The sequence below is a fragment of the Nocardioides daejeonensis genome (genome assembly GCF_003194585.1).
GTDB classification, from domain to species: Bacteria; Actinomycetota; Actinomycetes; order Propionibacteriales; family Nocardioidaceae; genus Nocardioides; species Nocardioides daejeonensis.
In genome coordinates this window covers 166,347-182,091 of record NZ_QHKZ01000002.1, presented here as the reverse complement: position 1 = coordinate 182,091, position 15,745 = coordinate 166,347, and the positions used below count along the sequence as shown (strand labels likewise).

At 70.2% G+C, this 15,745-nt stretch carries 16 protein-coding genes; 14 read left to right on the top strand and 2 right to left on the bottom strand.

Features of this window, described 5'->3' with window-relative positions; translation table 11 throughout:
- Window positions 1-13 precede the first annotated feature (13 nt).
- The 3 genes from DNK54_RS05535 (at window position 14) to DNK54_RS05525 (ending at window position 3,545) form a co-directional block, all read left to right on the top strand.
- On the top strand, window positions 14-1,864 hold the full coding sequence (locus tag DNK54_RS05535) for an AMP-dependent synthetase/ligase (RefSeq protein ID WP_239459937.1): 1,851 nt from the start codon (window positions 14-16) through the stop codon (window positions 1,862-1,864).
- Between the two features lie 64 nt (window positions 1,865-1,928).
- Window positions 1,929-3,140: a radical SAM family heme chaperone HemW gene (gene hemW, locus DNK54_RS05530; RefSeq protein WP_110205976.1), complete on the top strand. Its 1,212-nt coding sequence runs from the start codon at window positions 1,929-1,931 to the stop codon at window positions 3,138-3,140.
- A gap of 21 nt (window positions 3,141-3,161) precedes the next feature.
- Complete coding sequence (locus DNK54_RS05525) at window positions 3,162-3,545, top strand: TM2 domain-containing protein (RefSeq protein WP_110205975.1); 384 nt, start codon at window positions 3,162-3,164, stop codon at window positions 3,543-3,545.
- A gap of 4 nt (window positions 3,546-3,549) precedes the next feature.
- On the opposite strand, the gene DNK54_RS05520 is transcribed toward DNK54_RS05525, so the two are convergent.
- A complete protein-coding gene (locus DNK54_RS05520) occupies window positions 3,550-4,401 on the bottom strand; it encodes a DUF3097 domain-containing protein (protein ID WP_239459936.1) in 852 nt (283 codons plus the stop codon).
- Between the two features lie 10 nt (window positions 4,402-4,411).
- Window positions 4,412-5,170, bottom strand: a complete 759-nt coding sequence (locus DNK54_RS05515) for an MBL fold metallo-hydrolase (RefSeq protein ID WP_110205973.1) — start codon at window positions 5,168-5,170, stop codon at window positions 4,412-4,414.
- 205 nt (window positions 5,171-5,375) lie between these two features.
- On the opposite strand from DNK54_RS05515, the gene DNK54_RS05510 reads away from it, so the two are divergent.
- The 11 genes from DNK54_RS05510 (at window position 5,376) to DNK54_RS05465 (ending at window position 15,735) form a co-directional block, all read left to right on the top strand.
- A complete protein-coding gene (locus DNK54_RS05510; protein ID WP_162602316.1) occupies window positions 5,376-5,690 on the top strand; it encodes a helix-turn-helix domain-containing protein in 315 nt (104 codons plus the stop codon).
- Window positions 5,691-5,702: 12 nt separating this feature from the next.
- Window positions 5,703-5,837: a hypothetical protein gene (locus DNK54_RS21655; protein ID WP_275426248.1), complete on the top strand. Its 135-nt coding sequence runs from the start codon at window positions 5,703-5,705 to the stop codon at window positions 5,835-5,837.
- Window positions 5,838-6,081: 244 nt separating this feature from the next.
- Window positions 6,082-7,395, top strand: coding sequence for a histidinol dehydrogenase (gene hisD, locus DNK54_RS05505; protein WP_110205971.1), 1,314 nt, complete (start codon window positions 6,082-6,084; stop codon window positions 7,393-7,395).
- On the top strand, window positions 7,392-8,507 hold the full coding sequence (locus tag DNK54_RS05500; protein ID WP_110205970.1) for a histidinol-phosphate transaminase: 1,116 nt from the start codon (window positions 7,392-7,394) through the stop codon (window positions 8,505-8,507). The genes hisD and DNK54_RS05500 overlap by 4 nt, the downstream gene beginning before the upstream one ends.
- The gene (gene hisB / locus DNK54_RS05495) at window positions 8,504-9,136 is read left to right on the top strand and encodes an imidazoleglycerol-phosphate dehydratase HisB (protein ID WP_110205969.1); all 633 of its coding nucleotides are present in this window, start codon (window positions 8,504-8,506) and stop codon (window positions 9,134-9,136) included. The genes DNK54_RS05500 and hisB overlap by 4 nt, the downstream gene beginning before the upstream one ends.
- A complete protein-coding gene (gene hisH, locus DNK54_RS05490) occupies window positions 9,133-9,762 on the top strand; it encodes an imidazole glycerol phosphate synthase subunit HisH (protein ID WP_110205968.1) in 630 nt (209 codons plus the stop codon). Before hisB ends, hisH begins: the two co-directional genes overlap by 4 nt.
- Window positions 9,763-9,776: 14 nt before the next feature.
- Window positions 9,777-10,514, top strand: coding sequence for a bifunctional 1-(5-phosphoribosyl)-5-((5-phosphoribosylamino)methylideneamino)imidazole-4-carboxamide isomerase/phosphoribosylanthranilate isomerase PriA (gene priA / locus DNK54_RS05485; RefSeq protein ID WP_110205967.1), 738 nt, complete (start codon window positions 9,777-9,779; stop codon window positions 10,512-10,514).
- Window positions 10,511-11,287 carry an imidazole glycerol phosphate synthase subunit HisF gene (gene hisF / locus DNK54_RS05480; protein WP_110205966.1) on the top strand — a complete coding sequence of 259 codons (777 nt, stop codon included), beginning with the start codon at window positions 10,511-10,513 and terminating at the stop codon, window positions 11,285-11,287. The genes priA and hisF overlap by 4 nt, the downstream gene beginning before the upstream one ends.
- A gap of 129 nt (window positions 11,288-11,416) precedes the next feature.
- Window positions 11,417-12,040: a hypothetical protein gene (locus DNK54_RS05475; protein WP_110205965.1), complete on the top strand. Its 624-nt coding sequence runs from the start codon at window positions 11,417-11,419 to the stop codon at window positions 12,038-12,040.
- Between the two features lie 72 nt (window positions 12,041-12,112).
- The gene (locus tag DNK54_RS05470; RefSeq protein ID WP_338036272.1) at window positions 12,113-13,909 is read left to right on the top strand and encodes an ABC transporter ATP-binding protein; all 1,797 of its coding nucleotides are present in this window, start codon (window positions 12,113-12,115) and stop codon (window positions 13,907-13,909) included.
- Window positions 13,906-15,735 carry an ABC transporter ATP-binding protein gene (locus tag DNK54_RS05465; RefSeq protein ID WP_110205963.1) on the top strand — a complete coding sequence of 610 codons (1,830 nt, stop codon included), beginning with the start codon at window positions 13,906-13,908 and terminating at the stop codon, window positions 15,733-15,735. Before DNK54_RS05470 ends, DNK54_RS05465 begins: the two co-directional genes overlap by 4 nt.
- The last annotated feature ends 10 nt before the right edge of the window (window positions 15,736-15,745 follow it).

Below are 15,745 nucleotides of genomic sequence, written 5' to 3'. Positions count from 1 at the left end.
AAACGAAATGAGCATGAGCCGAATGCCGATCAATCACGATGCTTCCTTCATCGACTCGATGCCGCGCAACGTGGCAGTTCAGTTCCTCGATCGGGTACGGGCCTCGGGTCCTGCCGAAGCCTTCCGCTTCCCCAGGGGGGAGGGTTGGGAGTCGGTGACCTGGCAGCAGACCGGAGACCGCGTCACCACGCTGGCTGCCGGCCTGTTGGCGCTCGGTATCGAGCCCGAGCAGCGGATCGGCATTCTCTCGGGAACCCGCTTCGAGTGGATCCTGGCCGACTTGGCCGTCATGGTGGCCGGCGGTGCGACCACGACCGTCTATCCGAGCACGCACGCCGGTGACACGGCCTACATCCTCGGCGACTCCGAGTCGCGGATCGTCTTCGCGGAGGACGACACCCAGGTCGCGAAGCTGCTCGAGCACCGCGGCGACCTGCCCAACCTCCAGAAGGTGGTCGTCTTCGACGGTACGACGGACGGCGACTGGGTGATCGGCCTCGACGATCTCGCCCGGCTCGGCGAGTCCTACCTGGCCGAGCACCCCGGCACCATCGAAGAGCACGCCGAGGCGATCCGCCCCGACCAGCTGGCGACCCTGATCTACACGTCGGGCACCACGGGGCGACCGAAGGGCGTCCGACTCCGGCACAGCTCATGGGTCTACGAGGGCGAGGCGATCCGCAACCAGGGGATCCTCGACGAGACCGACCTCCAGTTCCTGTGGCTGCCGATGGCGCACTCGTTCGGCAAGGTGCTGCTCTCCACGCAGATGGCCTGCGGCTTCGCCACCGCCGTCGACGGCCGGATCGACAAGATCATCGACAACCTCGCGATCGTCCGGCCCACCTTCATGGGTGCTGCCCCCCGCATCTTCGAGAAGGCCTACGCCAAGATCATCACCATGCAGGAGGCCGAGGGCGGGCTCAAGGAGAAGATCTTCAACAAGGCCTTCGAGGTCGGTCGCAAGGTCGACGAGCTCAACGCCCGTGGCGCCTCCGTGCCGCTGCCGTTGAAGCTCCAGCACGGTCTCTTCGACAAGCTCGTCTTCTCCAAGGTCCGGGACCGCTTCGGTGGCCGGGTGCGCTTCTTCATCTCCGGTGCCGCTGCCCTCAACAAGGATGTCGCCGAGTGGTTCCACGCCGCCGGCATCGTGGTGCTCGAGGGCTACGGCCTCACCGAGACCTCTGCCGGATCGTTCGTCAACCACCCCGACCAGTACAAGTTCGGCACCGTCGGGCCGGTCTTCACCGGCAGTGAGGTGCGGGTCGTCGACGAGCAGGGGAGCGACGCCACCGAAGGTGAGGTGTGGATCAAGGGTCCGGGCGTGATGGAGGGCTACCACAACCTGCCCGAGGAGACCGCGAAGGCGCTCACCGACGACGGCTGGTTCCGCACCGGTGACAAGGGCTCACTCGACGCCGACGGGTTCCTGCGGATCACGGGCCGGATCAAGGAGCTCTTCAAGACCTCCGGTGGCAAGTACATCGCCCCGCCCGCGATGGAGGCCAAGTTCAAGGTCATCTGCCCCTACGCCAGCCAGTTCATGGTCTTCGGTGCCGAGCGCAACTACGTCGTTGCGCTCGTCACCCTCGACCCGGACGCCATGGCCGACTGGGCCAAGGAGAACGGCATGGAGGGCGCGACCTACACCGAGATCGTCAACAGCGACCGGGTGAAGGCGATGGTGGCGGGCTACATCGACGAGCTCAACCAGGACCTGAACCGCTGGGAGACCATCAAGAAGCACGCGATCCTCGACCACGACCTCTCGGTGGAGTCGGGTGAGCTGACGCCGTCGCTGAAGGTGAAGCGGAACGTCGTGGAGAGCAACAACCAGCAGCTGATCGACTCCATGTACGCCTGAGCCGGCGAGGCAGGACCGGGGCGCGAACCGTGGGGTTCGCGCCCCGGTCTGATTTGATGGTCCGGTGCCCTCCGCCCTGCCTGACGGTGAGCCGGCGCCCCGTGATGGGGCCCTGCCCGCCTCCGCTCTGACCGGCCGTGCAGCCGTGCCGCTCGCGTTCTACGTGCATGTGCCGTTCTGCACGACCCGGTGCGGCTACTGCGACTTCAACACCTACACCGCCGAGGAGCTGGGTCCTGGAGTCTCCCGCGCCACCTACGCGGAGACTGCTGCTTCGGAGGTGGAGCTCGCGCGGCAGGTGCTCGCCGACGACGAGCGCTCGGTCGACACCGTCTTCTTCGGTGGTGGTACGCCGACGCTGCTGCCGCCCGAGGAGCTCGCCTTGATCCTGGCCAGGATCAAGGCGCGCTTCGGTCTCGCTCCCGAGGCCGAGGTCACGACGGAGGCCAACCCCGACAGCGTCACTCCGGAGAGCCTCGCCCGGCTGCGCGCGGCCGGCTTCACCCGGCTCTCGTTCGGCATGCAGTCAGCGGTGCCGCACGTACTCGCGACCCTGGACCGCACACACGACCCCGCGCGGGTCCCGCAGGCGGTCTCCTGGGCCCGCGAGGCCGGCTTCGAGCAGATCAGCCTGGATCTCATCTACGGCACGCCCGGCGAGAGCATGGCCGACTGGAGGAGGTCGCTGGAGACGGCGCTCGCCTCCGCGCCGGATCACGTGTCGGCGTACTCCCTGATCGTGGAGGAGGGCACCGCCCTGGCCCGCCGGGTACGCCGCGGCGAGGTGCCGATGCCCGACGACGACGATCTGGCCGACAAGTACCTCCTGGCGGACCGGCTGCTCGGCGAGGCCGGGCTCGGCTGGTACGAGGTCTCCAACTGGGCACGTGACGACGAGGCGCGCTGCCGACACAACCTGCACTATTGGCGGGGCGCTGACTGGTGGGGGATCGGCCCCGGTGCGCACTCGCACGTGGGCGGCGTGCGCTGGTGGAACGTCAAGCACCCGGCGGCGTACACGGCTCGGATCGCCGCAGGCGAGTCGCCAGCCCACGGTCGCGAGGTCCTGGACGCCGAGAGTCGACGTACCGAGCGGGTGCTGTTGGAGTCACGGCTGCGTGAGGGACTGGCGTTGGGCCTGATCGAACCCGACGGGCTGGCGCAGGTGCCGGATCTGGCTGCGCGCGGCCTGGTGGTCGAGCACGCGGAGCGGCTGCTGCTCACCCCGACGGGCCGGCTGCTCGCCGACGCCGTGGTGCGTGCGCTGTTGCCCTGAGTACGACCTAGGCTGGCCACCGTGAGCGACGGACCCCAGGACCCCCAGCAATACGGCCAGCCCCCGCACGGCCAGCCCGCGTACGGCCAGCCCGCGTACGGCCAACCGAGGTGGGACCGCTACGGGCGGCCCGTCGACCCGCAGGCGCCGTACGGCGTGCATCCGGTCCTCGGCATCCCGTACTCCGACAAGTCCAAGCTGCTGGTCGGGATCTTGCAGATCGTGGTGCCGTTCGGGGTGGGCCGGATGGTGGCGGGGCAGGTGGGTCTGGGCGTGGCGCAGTGCCTGGTCGCGATCTTCACCTGTGGCATCGGCTCGCTGTGGAGCCTCATCGACGGCGTGCTGATCCTGGTCAACGACGACATCCGGGATCCCCAGGGCAGGCCGCTGCGTCCCGAGATGTAGCGGCTCAGGAGGTGACGAAGTCGATCAGCTCCTCCACGCGGCCGATCAGCGCCGGATCCAGGTCGTCCCAGCTGTTCACCTTGGAGAGGATGAACTGCCAGGCGCGGGCGATGTCGGCCTGGTCGCGGTGCGGCCAGCCGAACTGCTGACAGACCCCCTTCTTCCACTCCAGGTGGCGCGGGACCTCGGGCCAGGCACGCTTGCCGATCCGCTCGGGCTTGACCGCCGCCCAGATGTCGATGAAGGGGTGGCCGACGATGAGCACGTGCTGCCCCAGCGGGGAGGCCTGGATACGGCCCGCGATCTTGCTCTCCTTGGAGCCGGGCACCAGGTGGTCGACGAGCACCCCTACCTTGCGCTCGGGACCGGGGCGGAAGTCCCGCAGGGCTTCGGAGAGGTCGTCGACGCCACCGAGGAACTCGACGACGACGCCCTCGATCCGCAGGTCGTCGCCCCACACCCGCTCGACCAGCTCCGCGTCGTGTCGTCCCTCGACGAAGATCCGGCTGGCGCGGGCGACGCGGGCCTTGGCGCCTTGGACGGCCACCGACCCGGACGCGGTGCGGGTCGGGGCTGCAGGGGCCTTCGCGCGCACCGGCGGCACCAGCACCACCGGCTTGCCCTCGACCAGGAACCCCGGACCCATCGGGAAGGTACGCCGCTTGTTGCGGCGGTCCTCCAGCGTGACGGTCCGCAGGTCGCGATCGACCGCCACGACCTCGCCGCACCAGTCGGTGCTGACCTCCTCGACCACCAGCCCGGCTTCGGCCGGCATCTCGGTGGAGCGGCCACGTGGCGGCTTGCGCCAGTCGGTGGAGAGGACGTCGGATCCGTAACGGTCACGCGGGGAAGTCACCGTGCCGAGGTTAGTTCGTGCCGAGCAGCGGAAGCCGTAGCGACCCGCGCGGCAGGGCGGCGTACCCCCGGGCGACGGCATCTGTCAGTGCGTCGGCGGGAAAGGGCCAGGAGGCGGCGGCGAGTGCCTCGGGGGCCGCCACGCCGCGCCCGGCCAGATCGCGAATCGTCTCGGCGACCACCCCGATGTGGGCGCGCTGCTCCTCGACGAAGTCGCGGTCGACCCGGTCGCCGTGGCCGGGCACCACCGTCGAACCCCGGGTGAGCAGGGAGAGCACCACGTCCAGGCTCGTGGCCCATTCGAGCGGGAACGAGTCCGGACCGTACGCCGGCGGCCCCGACTCCTCGACGAGGTCGCCTGCCACCACGACGTCGGCATCGGGCACCCGGATCACCAGGTCGCCGGCCGTGTGGCCCCGGCCTGGGTGCACCAGCTCGAGCATCCGGTCGCCGACGTCGAGCGCTCGCGCCGAGGAGAACTTCACGGTCGCGGGCACCTTCGCCTGTTCGTGCGAGATCACGTGGGTCGCCTCGGCGGCGAGCACCCCATTGCCCCAGACGTGGTCCCAATGATCGTGGGTGTTGACCACGGCGAGCAGCGGCGCCCGGGAGATCCGGCGTACGGCCTCCCGTAGTGCCCTCGCCTCGGCGCCCGAACCGGTCGTGTCGACGAGGACCAGGCCGCGTTCGCCCGCGATCAGCACGATGTTGAGATCGAGCCGGTCCTGTCGGTCGACCCAGACTCGGTCGGCTATCTCGGTGAACCCCATGCGTAACTCCTAGGTCAAGCCGCAGCGGCCAGGCAACTCGCGGCGCGGGCTCGGTGGTCGGGTGTGGAGGTTGTGAAGACGAGGCAGGACGGCGTTGGAACGCAGGCAGCCGGAGCCGCTTACGCCCCAGGCGCGTGGTTCGACGGTCACCTCCAGAATCCGGATGGACCTTGGATGTAGCGAAAACAGTACATACCGTGGGCGCATGGAGGCGCAGAGGATCGTCCGAGAGCTCTTGGAAGTCTCTGGCATGAGCAAGGCCCAGCTCAGCCGCAAGTCCGGTGTGAGCCGGTCGGCCATCGACGCCTACCTCGCAGGTGGTGCATCGCCCACGCTGCGGCAGATCGACCGACTGGCCGCCGCAGCCGGATGCGAAGTGGTCACCCGCGTGCGCCGCAGGTCTGCCGCTCCTCCAGTGCCCGAGAGCCTGGTCGCCGTGCTGGAGTTCGGTGAGCTCTTCCCCCAGAAGGAGCGCAAGCCCCCTGCCGGACATGAGCGCGGTGTGGTCGAAGGCGCGTGAACGGACGTTGAGGTGAGTGGTCCGATCCTGCTGGCCCGACTGCGCAGCGTTCATGAACATCTCGACCGCGCCGGGTTCGATCATGCGCGCGGTGGCGCGCTGGCCTTGGCGATACATGCTGAGCTGCGGTTCACCGCAGACATCTGATCGTCTTCAAGGCCCTCTTCGCGCGAAGCAAGGGCTTCGCCGATATCGAGACGCTGGGGGAGCATGCCGCCGGCGACATTGAGGAGGCCGCCTACTGGATTCGAGAGATCCTCGGCGCGGCTTCGCCGAGCGAGGCGCGGATGCGCGCCGCGTGGCTCGCGGGGCGCGCCGCCACCTGACGGGCGCCGGCCGTGCAGCGGATGCGGGGCCGCACGGGAGCACGCCGGCCACTAGACTTGGCTCCATGATTCGCCGTATCGACCTCCGGGGGAGTGCCCCGGGCACCGACTACCGCAGCGCGGTGCCGCGCTCGGACTTCGATGTCGAGGCGGCGATCCATGTGGTGCGTCCGATCTGCGACGACGTGCGCGACCGGGGCCTCGACGCGATCCGCGACTACTCGCTGAAGTTCGACGGTGTCGAGCAGAGCGAGGTGCGCGTGCCGGCCGAGGCGCTCTCCGGCGCCCTCGCCGAGCTCGACCCCGAGGTGCGCGCCGGCCTGGAGGAGTCCATCCGCCGGCTCCGTGCCACCTGCACGGCCGAGCTGGAGTCCGACGTGCTCACCGAGCTGGCCCCCGGCGCCTCCGTCGCACACCGCAAGATCCCGGTTCGACGTGTCGGTCTCTACGTGCCCGGTGGTGTCGCGCCGCTGGTCTCCTCGGTGGTCATGAACGTCGTCCCCGCTCAGGTCGCCGGGGTGCAGTCCATCGCCCTCACCTCCTCGCCGCAGAAGGAGTTCGGCGGTCTTCCGCACCCGACGATCCTGGCGGCCTGCGCCCTGCTGGGCGTTGACGAGGTCTACGCCGTCGGCGGGGCTCAGGCCATCGCGATGTTCGCCTACGGCGCGGCCGGCTGCGAGAAGGTCGATCTGGTGACCGGGCCGGGCAACATCTACACGGTCTCCGCGAAGCGGCTCCTCAAGGGGATCGTCGGCATCGACTCCGAGGCCGGCCCCACGGAGATCGCGGTGCTCGCCGACGACACGGCCGACGCCGCCTTCGTGGCCGCCGACCTGGTCAGCCAGGCCGAGCACGACCCCCTCGCCTCGGCCGTCCTGGTGACGCCCTCGGAGGCGCTGGCCGCCGACGTCGAGGCCGAGCTGGAGAAGCAGGTGGCCGTGACCCGGCACGTGGACCGGATCCGCGCTGCCCTGACCGGGCAGCAGTCCGGCATCGTGCTCGTCGACGACCTCGAGCAGGGCCTGGCGATCGTCAACGCCTACGCGGCCGAGCACCTCGAGATCCACACCCGCGACGCCGAGGAGTGGGCTGCCCGGGTGCACAACGCCGGCGCCATCTTCGTCGGCCCGTGGGCACCGGTCTCGCTCGGCGACTACTGCGCCGGCTCCAACCACGTGCTGCCCACGGCCGGCTGCGCCTGCCACTCCTCAGGGCTCTCGGTGCGTGCCTTCATCAAGTCCGTGCACGTCGTCAGCTACGACCGCGACGCACTCGGCGAGGTCGCCGACCACGTCACGACGCTCGCCGAGGCGGAGGATCTTCCCGGCCACGCGGCCGCCGTCCGGGTCCGCTTCCAGCAGGCAGGTGCACCCGCGTGACCGGCCTTCCCTGGCCCCCGCTACGCGATCCGCTGGTGGGGGATGAGCCGTACGGCGCGCCGCAGATCGACGTCCCCGTGCAGCTGAACACCAACGAGAACCCCTACGGTCCCTCGCCGGAGGCGGCTGCCGACATCGCGGAGGCGGTGCGTGAGGCAGCGCTGACGCTGAACCGGTATCCGGATCGTGAGGCGTCCGCGCTCCGTGACGCTCTGGCCGGCTATCTCAACCGTGACGGCGGCGCCGGGCTCACCCGCGCGCAGGTGTGGGCGGCGAACGGCTCCAACGAGGTGATGATGCAACTGCTCCAGGCCTTCGGCGGCCCGGGGCGGCGGGCGGTCTCCTTCGCGCCGACCTATTCGATGTATCCCGAGTACGCCCGCAACTCCATCACCGCGTGGGTGGCCGGGCACCGGGAGAGCGACTTCAGCCTCGACCTCGTTGCCGCCGAGAAGCTGGTCCGGGAGGTCGCGCCCGCCGTGGTGTTGCTGCCCAGCCCCAACAACCCCACCGGCACGGCGCTGCCCGTCGAGGCCGTCTCCCTCCTCTGCGAGGCGGCCGGAAACGGCGTGGTCGTCATCGACGAGGCCTACGGGGAGTTCCGGCGCGCGGGGGTACCCAGCGCGCTTGAGGCGTTGCCGCGGCACCGCAACCTGGTGGTCACGCGCACCATGAGCAAGGCGTTCGCACTGGCCGGCGCCCGCCTCGGGTATCTGGCGGCGGCACCCGAGATCGTGGACGCGCTGCGGGTGGTGCGGCTGCCCTATCACCTCTCCGCGGTCACCCAGGCAACAGCTCTGGCGGCGTTGCGTCACGCACCGGAGCTCCTGGGCAGGGTCGACGACCTGCGCGTCGAGCGGGACCGGACCGTGTCCTGGCTGCGCGAACAGGGCCTGGAGGTGGCTGAATCGGATGCCAACTTCGTGCTCTTCGGCCGCTTCGCCGACCGGCACCGCATCTGGCAGCGGTTGGTGGACCGCGGGGTACTGATCCGGGAGACCGGACCCGAAGGTTGGCTCCGCGTGTCGATCGGCACGCCGGAGGAGATGAACGCGTTCAAGCAGGCCCTGACCGAGGTCCGGGCCGCCGAAGAAGAAGGAGGAGCGGCGTGAGCGAGCAGGGCCGCCGTACTGCGACGCTGGACCGGGAGACCAAGGAGTCGACGATCCACGTCGAGGTCGACCTCGACGGATCCGGTCGGGCCGAGATCTCCACCGGAGTGGGCTTCTACGACCACATGCTCAACTCGTTCGCTCGGCATGCGCTGATCGATCTCGTGGTGCGGGCCGAGGGCGACGTGCACATCGACGCCCACCACACCGTGGAGGACACCGCCATCGTGCTCGGCGAGGCGCTGCGCGAGGCGCTCGGAGACAAGAAGGGCACCCGCCGCTTCGGCGACGCCACGGTGCCGCTCGACGAGGCGCTCGTGCAGGCCGTCGTCGATATCTCCGGTCGCCCCTACTGCGTGCACACCGGCGAGCCGGAAGGCCAGATCTACGTGACGCTCGGTGGTGGGGCCGGGGGCGTCGGCTACCTCGGATCGCTCACCAAGCACGTCTTCGAGACGATCGCCTTCCACGCCCACATCGCACTGCACGTACGCGTACTGGCCGGTCGGGAGCCGCACCACATCGTCGAGACGCAGTTCAAGGCGTTCGCCCGCGCCTTCCGCGACGCGATCGCCTTCGACCCGCGGGAGACCGGAGTGCCGTCCACCAAGGGCACGCTGAACTCATGAAGAACGTCGTGGTGCTCGACTACGGGTCGGGCAACCTACGCTCCGCCGTACGCGCGCTGGAACGGGCCGGCGCGGAGGTCACCCTCACCGCCGACAAGCAGCAGGCACTGGACGCCGACGGCCTGCTGGTGCCGGGAGTGGGTGCCTTCGCGGCCTGTATGGAGGGACTCCAAGGCGTCAAGGGCCCGGAGATCATCGGCAGGAGGCTCGCCGGCGGGCGTCCGGTGCTCGGGATCTGCGTGGGGATGCAGGTGCTCTTCGCCCGGGGCGTCGAGCACGGTGTCGAGACGACGGGCTGCGACGAGTGGCCAGGTGTCGTCGAGCGCCTCCAGGCGCCGGTGGTGCCGCACATGGGCTGGAACACGCTCGAGGTGCCCGAGGGCACCAGCCTCTTCGCCGGCGTTGAGCGGGAGCGCTTCTACTTCGTGCACTCCTACGGCGTGCGCGAGTGGACGCTCGTCACCAACGACCGCACGCGCGCGCCCCTGGTCACCTGGGCGGAGCACGGCGGCGACCGCTTCGTCGCCGCCGTCGAGAACGGCCCGCTGACCGCCACCCAGTTCCACCCGGAGAAGTCCGGCGACGCCGGTGCTGCGCTGCTGCGCAACTGGGTCGACTCGCTCTGAGGCTCGGAGGCCACATGACTGACTATCTGCAACTGCTGCCCGCCGTCGACATCAAGGGAGGGCGAGCCGTCCAGCTCGTCCAGGGCATCGACGGATCCGAGAAGGTCTTCGGCGACCCGGTCGAGGCGGCCCTGCGCTGGCAGGAGGCCGGCGCCGAATGGCTGCACCTCGTCGACCTCGACGGCGCCTTCGGCCACGGCAGCAACGCCGAGGTCAAGACCGAGATCGTCGGCCGCCTCGACATCCAGGTCGAGATGAGCGGCGGCATCCGTGACGACGAGTCCCTCCAGGCCGCCCTGGCGACCGGCTGCCGGCGCGTCAACATCGGCACCGCTGCCATCGAGAACCCGGAGTGGTGCGCGCGGGCCATCGCGGCGTACGGCGACCGGATCGCTATCGGCCTCGACGTGCGCGGCACCACTTTGTCGGCCCGCGGCTGGACGCGGGACGGCGGCGACCTCTACGAGACGCTCTCCCGGCTCGATGCCGAGGGCTGCGCTCGGTACGTCGTCACGGACGTCAACAAGGACGGCATGCTGCAGGGCCCCAACGTCGAGCTGCTGCGCGACGTCTGCGCCCGCACCGATCGCCCGGTCATCGCCAGTGGCGGCGTCACCACCCTCGACGACATCCGAGCGCTCATGGAGCTGGTGCCGGTCGGCGTCGAGGGTGCCATTGCGGGTACGGCCCTCTACGAGGGCCGCTTCACGCTGGAGGATGCGCTCGCGCTCACCCGGACGGGCGAGCGATGAGCCTCGCGACCCGGGTGATCCCGTGCCTCGACGTCGATGGCGGTCGGGTGGTCAAGGGGATCAACTTCAAGGAGCTCCGCGACGCCGGCGATCCGGTCGAACTCGCCCGCATCTATGACGCGGAGGGCGCCGACGAGCTGACCTTCCTCGACATCTCGGCCTCCCACGAGGGCCGGGCCACGACGATGGAGATCGTCTCGCGCACCGCGGAGGAGGTCTTCATCCCGCTCACGGTGGGTGGCGGCGTCTCCTCGGTCGCCGATGTCGACCGGCTGCTGCGGGCGGGTGCCGACAAGGTTGCGGTCAACACCGCCGCCATCACCCGCCCCGAGCTGGTCGCCGAGATCGCCGACCGCTTCGGCAACCAGGTGCTGGTGCTCTCGGTCGATGCCCGACGCGTCGCGCCGGGCTCCGAGAACGCCACGGACTCGGGCTTCGAGGTGACCACTCATGGCGGCCGCCGCTCAGCGGGGCTCGACGCCTTGGCCTGGGCGGTCCGCGCAGCCGAGCTGGGCGCCGGCGAGATCCTGCTGAACGCGATGGATGCGGACGGCACCCAGGACGGCTTCGATCTCGAGCTGCTGCGCGCCGTACGCCGCGAGGTCAGCGTCCCGGTGATCGCCTCTGGTGGCGCCGGTGCGGTCGAACACTTCGCCCCGGCGGTGGATGCGGGGGCGGACGCGGTGCTTGCCGCAACCGTCTTCCACTTCGGCACCCTGCGGATCGCCGACGTCAAGCGGGCGCTGAGCGAGGCCGGGCACCCGGTCCGCTAGGAGGTTCCGACAGCAGGGGCGAATGTCGACAGCCCCTACTGACGGAGCCTCAGAGGAGCATCCGAAAGGATGACGCGTGGCGCGCCTCGATCCCACTAAAGTGCTCGGACCACACTGACGGGGGACGAGATGCGCGTAGGTTCATGGCTGGTCGTCGTCGCGGCGGCGCTGCTGCTGGTGAGCGGTTGCCAGGACGACTCGACGGAGGCCGACAAGCCACCGACAGAGGCCCCGACGGCTACCTCGACTGTCTCCATCGCACCCGAGGAGTCGTCCGCAACCCGGAGCCCGGATGCCCAAGGCGAGGTGCAGCCCTGTGACCTGCTGACGCCGCAGGACGCCACCACCGCCTACGCCCGCCCGATGGTGTGGGGTGGTGTCGGCGGCGGCGGCAGCGACGAGAACGGCGTGCAGTGGAAGTACCGGACCTGCTCCTGGCAGGAGGAGATCGACGACGGGCTGGAGGTCACCCTCCAGGTCTCCGCCGCCGAGGACTTCGCCGACGGGGTGCTGACCTGCCCACGGCTCGATCACCTCGGCGAGCCGGCCACTGAGGTGCCCGGGCTCGGAGTGCCAGCCTCCTGGCTGCGCACCAGCACCATCGACATCGAAGCCATCTTGCAGTTGTGCACCGACACTCACGTCTTCGGGATCGAGGTCGAGGCCGAGGGCGCCACCGAGGCCGACCTCGACAGCCTCAAGGAGCAGAGCCTGGCCCTGGCGGGCGTGCTGCTCCAGGCGGCAGGCGCCTGACCGTCTCCTCGCCCGGGAATCAACGCAACGCCTTGCGGGTTAGCCTCCGTTGACGTCTGACGAGGGGTACGGGTGGCGACAACAGCGGCGATGGGGCGGGAGCGAGCCTCCGCGATGCGTGACGGCTTCGCGGTGCTCGCCGTGGCGATTCGGCGTGAGCCCTGGGTGTTCGCTGTCTCCACGATCGGCAGTGTGCTCTTCGGGGCGCTGACGGTCGCCGACGCATGGGTGCTCGGCTGGTCGACGGAGCATGCCGTCATCCCGGCCTTCCGCGACGGCGAGATCGGCTCCGGCGTGCTCTGGGCGGTCGTCGCCCTCTTCGTCGGGGTCGCGATCGTGCGTGCCGTCGGCATCGTCGCCCGCCGTCTCGGTGCCGGCATCATGCAGTACCGCATGCAGGCGCACGACCGCAGGGAGGTCACCCGCAAGTACCTCGACCTGCCGATCGCCTGGCACCAGCGCCATCCGACCGGCCAGCTCCTCTCCAACGCCAACGCGGACGTCGAGGCGGCCTGGGGGCCGATCGCGCCGCTCCCGATGGCGGTCGGCACGGTGGCCATGATGGTGATCGCCGTCGCCCAGATGCTGTTCACCGACGCAGTGCTCGCCGCGGTCGGCCTGCTCGTGTTCCCGGCCGTCGTGGTGGCCAACCTGGTCTTCCAACGGCTCTCCTCGCCACTGATGACGCGGGCCCAGCAGCTTCGGGCCGAAGTCAGCGAGATCGCCCATGAGTCGTTCGAGGGGGCGCTGGTGGTGAAGACCCTCGGCCGTGAGGAGGAGGAGACCGCCCGCTTCGCTGCCAAGAGCCACGAGCTACGGGACGTCCTCGTCCGCGCCGGCCGCATACGCGCGGCCTTCGACCCGATCCTCGCCGGGCTCCCCAGCCTCGGTGTGCTTGCGGTGCTGGCGGTCGGCGTCGCCCGGGTCGAGACCGGAGCGAGCGTCGCCTCTTCGGTGGTGACCATCTCCTACCTGCTCACCGTGGTCGCGTTCCCGATCCGCTCCATCGGCTGGCTGCTCGGGGAGTTCCCTCGAAGCGTCGTCGGATTCCGCCGGGTCCGGTCCGTGCTCGACGCCATCGACCACACGCCGTACGGCGCGACGGTGCTGCCGGCGGCGAGCCCGGGCACCGGGCTGCGCCTGGAGCTCGACGGAGTGCGCTTCCGCTACGCCGACGAGCAACCCCTGCTCGAGGAGGTCTCGTTTACGGTGCCGGCAGGTGGGAGCGTCGCCGTCGTCGGTGAGACCGCCTCCGGCAAGACCACGCTCACTGCCCTGGTCGCCCGGCTGATCGACCCGGCCGCGGGCACGGTGCGGGTCGACGGCGTCGACGTCCGGGAGCTCGCCGCGGGCGAGCTCGCGCGCGGGATCTCCCTCGTCGGGCAGACCGCTTTCTTGTTCGATGACACTGTTCGCGACAACATCGCACTGGGCGCGGAGGTGTCCGACGAGCAGATCTGGGAGGCGTTGCGGACCGCGCAGGGAGACGGCTTCGTGGCCGCGCTGCCCGATGGTCTGGATACTCGGCTGGGGGAGCGCGGTGCCTCCCTCAGCGGCGGGCAGCGACAGCGGATCGCGCTGGCCAGGGCACTGGTACGCCGGCCGCGCCTGCTGGTGCTTGACGATGCGACCTCCGCGGTCGACCCCGAGGTCGAGTCCCGGATCCTCGGCGCGCTGCGTGCCGGCGGCGCAGGCACGTCGCTGCTCGTCGTCGCCTATCGCAAGGCCACGATCGCCCTGGCCGACGAGGTGCTCCACCTCGCCGACGGCCGGGTCGTCGACCGGGGCGGCCACGCCGAGCTGCTCGCCCGGAGCCGGCGCTACGCCGACCTGGTGAACGCCTACGAGCAGGAGGAGGTGGTCGGGTGAGCACCACCGTGAGCAGTGGCGATGACCTCCGGGCGATCGAGACGATCCGCCGTGGGTTGGCCCACTCGCCGGAGCTGCGGACCGGCCTCGTTCCGACGCTGCTCCTCGCGCTGGTGGCGACCGCCGGACAGGTCGTCGTGCCGATCGCAGTGCAGCAGACGCTCGACCACGGGCTGGACGCTCCCGGCGGGGTCGACGTCGACTACGTGCTGCGGATGGGTCTGCTGGCGGCGCTCGCGGTGCTGGTGACCGGGGTCGCGTCGTACCTGATGACGTCGCGACTCTTCCGCCAGTCGGAGCGAGGTCTCGCGACGCTGCGGATCAAGGCGTTCCGCCATGTCCACGAGCTTCCGGTGCTCACCCAGAACACCGAGCGTCGTGGCTCCCTCGTCTCCCGCGTCACCTCCGACGTCGACCAGGTCTCGCAGTTCCTCGTCTTCGGCGGCATCCTCTTCATCGTCAGCGTCGGCCAGATCCTCGTCGCCACGGTCATCATGCTGGTCTACTCCTGGCAGCTGACCCTGGTGGTCTGGGTGAGCTTCGGGCCGCTGCTCCTCTCGCTGCGCTACTTCCAGCGGAAGCTGTCGGCGGCCTACGGCGTGGTGCGTCAGCAGGTGGGCGCGATGCTCTCGGCGATCTCGGAGCCGGTCGTGGGCGCCGAGGTGGTGCGCTCCTACGCCGTGCAGGAGCGGACGCAGGCGAAGATCGACACCGCGATCGACATCTACAAGGTGGCCAGCACCCGGGCTCAGGGCTTCACCGCCTTCTCGTTCTCGCTCGGTGGGCTCTCAGGCGGGCTCGCCAACGCCGGCGTCCTGGTCATCGGCATCCTGCTGGGCTTCGCCGGCGACATCACTGCCGGCGAGGTGCTCGCCTTCGCGTTCTTGGTCACGCTGTTCGTCGGGCCGGTTCAGATGGGTACGCAGATCCTCACTGACGCCCAGAGCGCCATCGCCGGCTGGCGCCGGGTGATCGCGGTGCTGGAGACCCCTGCGGACCTCGCCGATCCGGGCGACGCGGGCGTCGACCTGCCGCGCGGGCCGATCGACGTCCGTTTCGCCGACGTGAGCTACCGGTATCCCGGCGGCCCGCCAGTGCTGCGTGACGTCGACCTGACCGTGGCGGCCGGCACCCGGGTCGCGATCGTCGGCGAGACGGGCTCCGGCAAGTCCACCTTCGCCAAGCTGCTGACCCGACTGATGGATCCCGACACGGGGGCCGTCCTCCTCGACGGCGTCGACGTACGCCGGGTGCGGTCGCGGTCGCTGCGCAGTTCGGTCGTGCTGGTGCCGCAGGAGGGCTTCCTCTTCGACGACACGCTGCGTGCCAACGTCCGCTACGGCCGTCTCGACGCCAGCGATCGCGACCTCCGCGAGTCCGCAGCCGCGCTCGGACTGGGCGACTGGCTCGACGGGCTGCCGCACGGCCTCGACACCCGGGTCGGCCAGCGGGGCGAGTCGCTCTCAGCGGGGGAGCGGCAGCTGGTGGCGCTGCTGCGCGCCCACCTGGCCGATCCTGACCTGCTGGTGCTGGACGAGGCGACCAGCGCTGTCGACCCGCGCCTGGAGATGCGGATCGGACGCGCGCTGGAGGAGCTCATGCGCGGTCGCACCTCGATCACCATCGCTCATCGGCTCAGTACCGCCGAGAACGCCGACGAGGTCGTGGTCGTCGATGCCGGGCGGATCGTCCAGCGCGGGCCGCATGCGGACTTGCTCGCCGAGCCCGGGCCGTACGCAGCCCTGCATGCCTCCTGGGTCGCCCAGCAAGGCGCCGGGCTCCGGTCTGGACCACCTGACGAGGAACCTCGGGACCGCGTCTCCTGAGGTCTAGACC

Excerpts from the sequence above, each read along its gene's own strand:
- DNK54_RS05475 (WP_110205965.1), top strand. The coding sequence starts at position 11,417 with ATGCGCGTAGGTTCATGGCTGGTCGTCGTCGCGGCGGCGCTGCTGCTG.
- hisH (WP_110205968.1), top strand. The coding sequence starts at position 9,133 with ATGAAGAACGTCGTGGTGCTCGACTACGGGTCGGGCAACCTACGCTCC.
- DNK54_RS05515 (WP_110205973.1), bottom strand. The coding sequence starts at position 5,170 with ATGGGGTTCACCGAGATAGCCGACCGAGTCTGGGTCGACCGACAGGAC.
- hisF (WP_110205966.1), top strand. The coding sequence starts at position 10,511 with ATGAGCCTCGCGACCCGGGTGATCCCGTGCCTCGACGTCGATGGCGGT.
- hisD (WP_110205971.1), top strand. The coding sequence starts at position 6,082 with ATGATTCGCCGTATCGACCTCCGGGGGAGTGCCCCGGGCACCGACTAC.
- priA (WP_110205967.1), top strand. The coding sequence starts at position 9,777 with ATGACTGACTATCTGCAACTGCTGCCCGCCGTCGACATCAAGGGAGGG.
- DNK54_RS05535 (WP_239459937.1), top strand. The coding sequence starts at position 14 with ATGAGCCGAATGCCGATCAATCACGATGCTTCCTTCATCGACTCGATG.
- DNK54_RS05510 (WP_162602316.1), top strand. The coding sequence starts at position 5,376 with ATGGAGGCGCAGAGGATCGTCCGAGAGCTCTTGGAAGTCTCTGGCATG.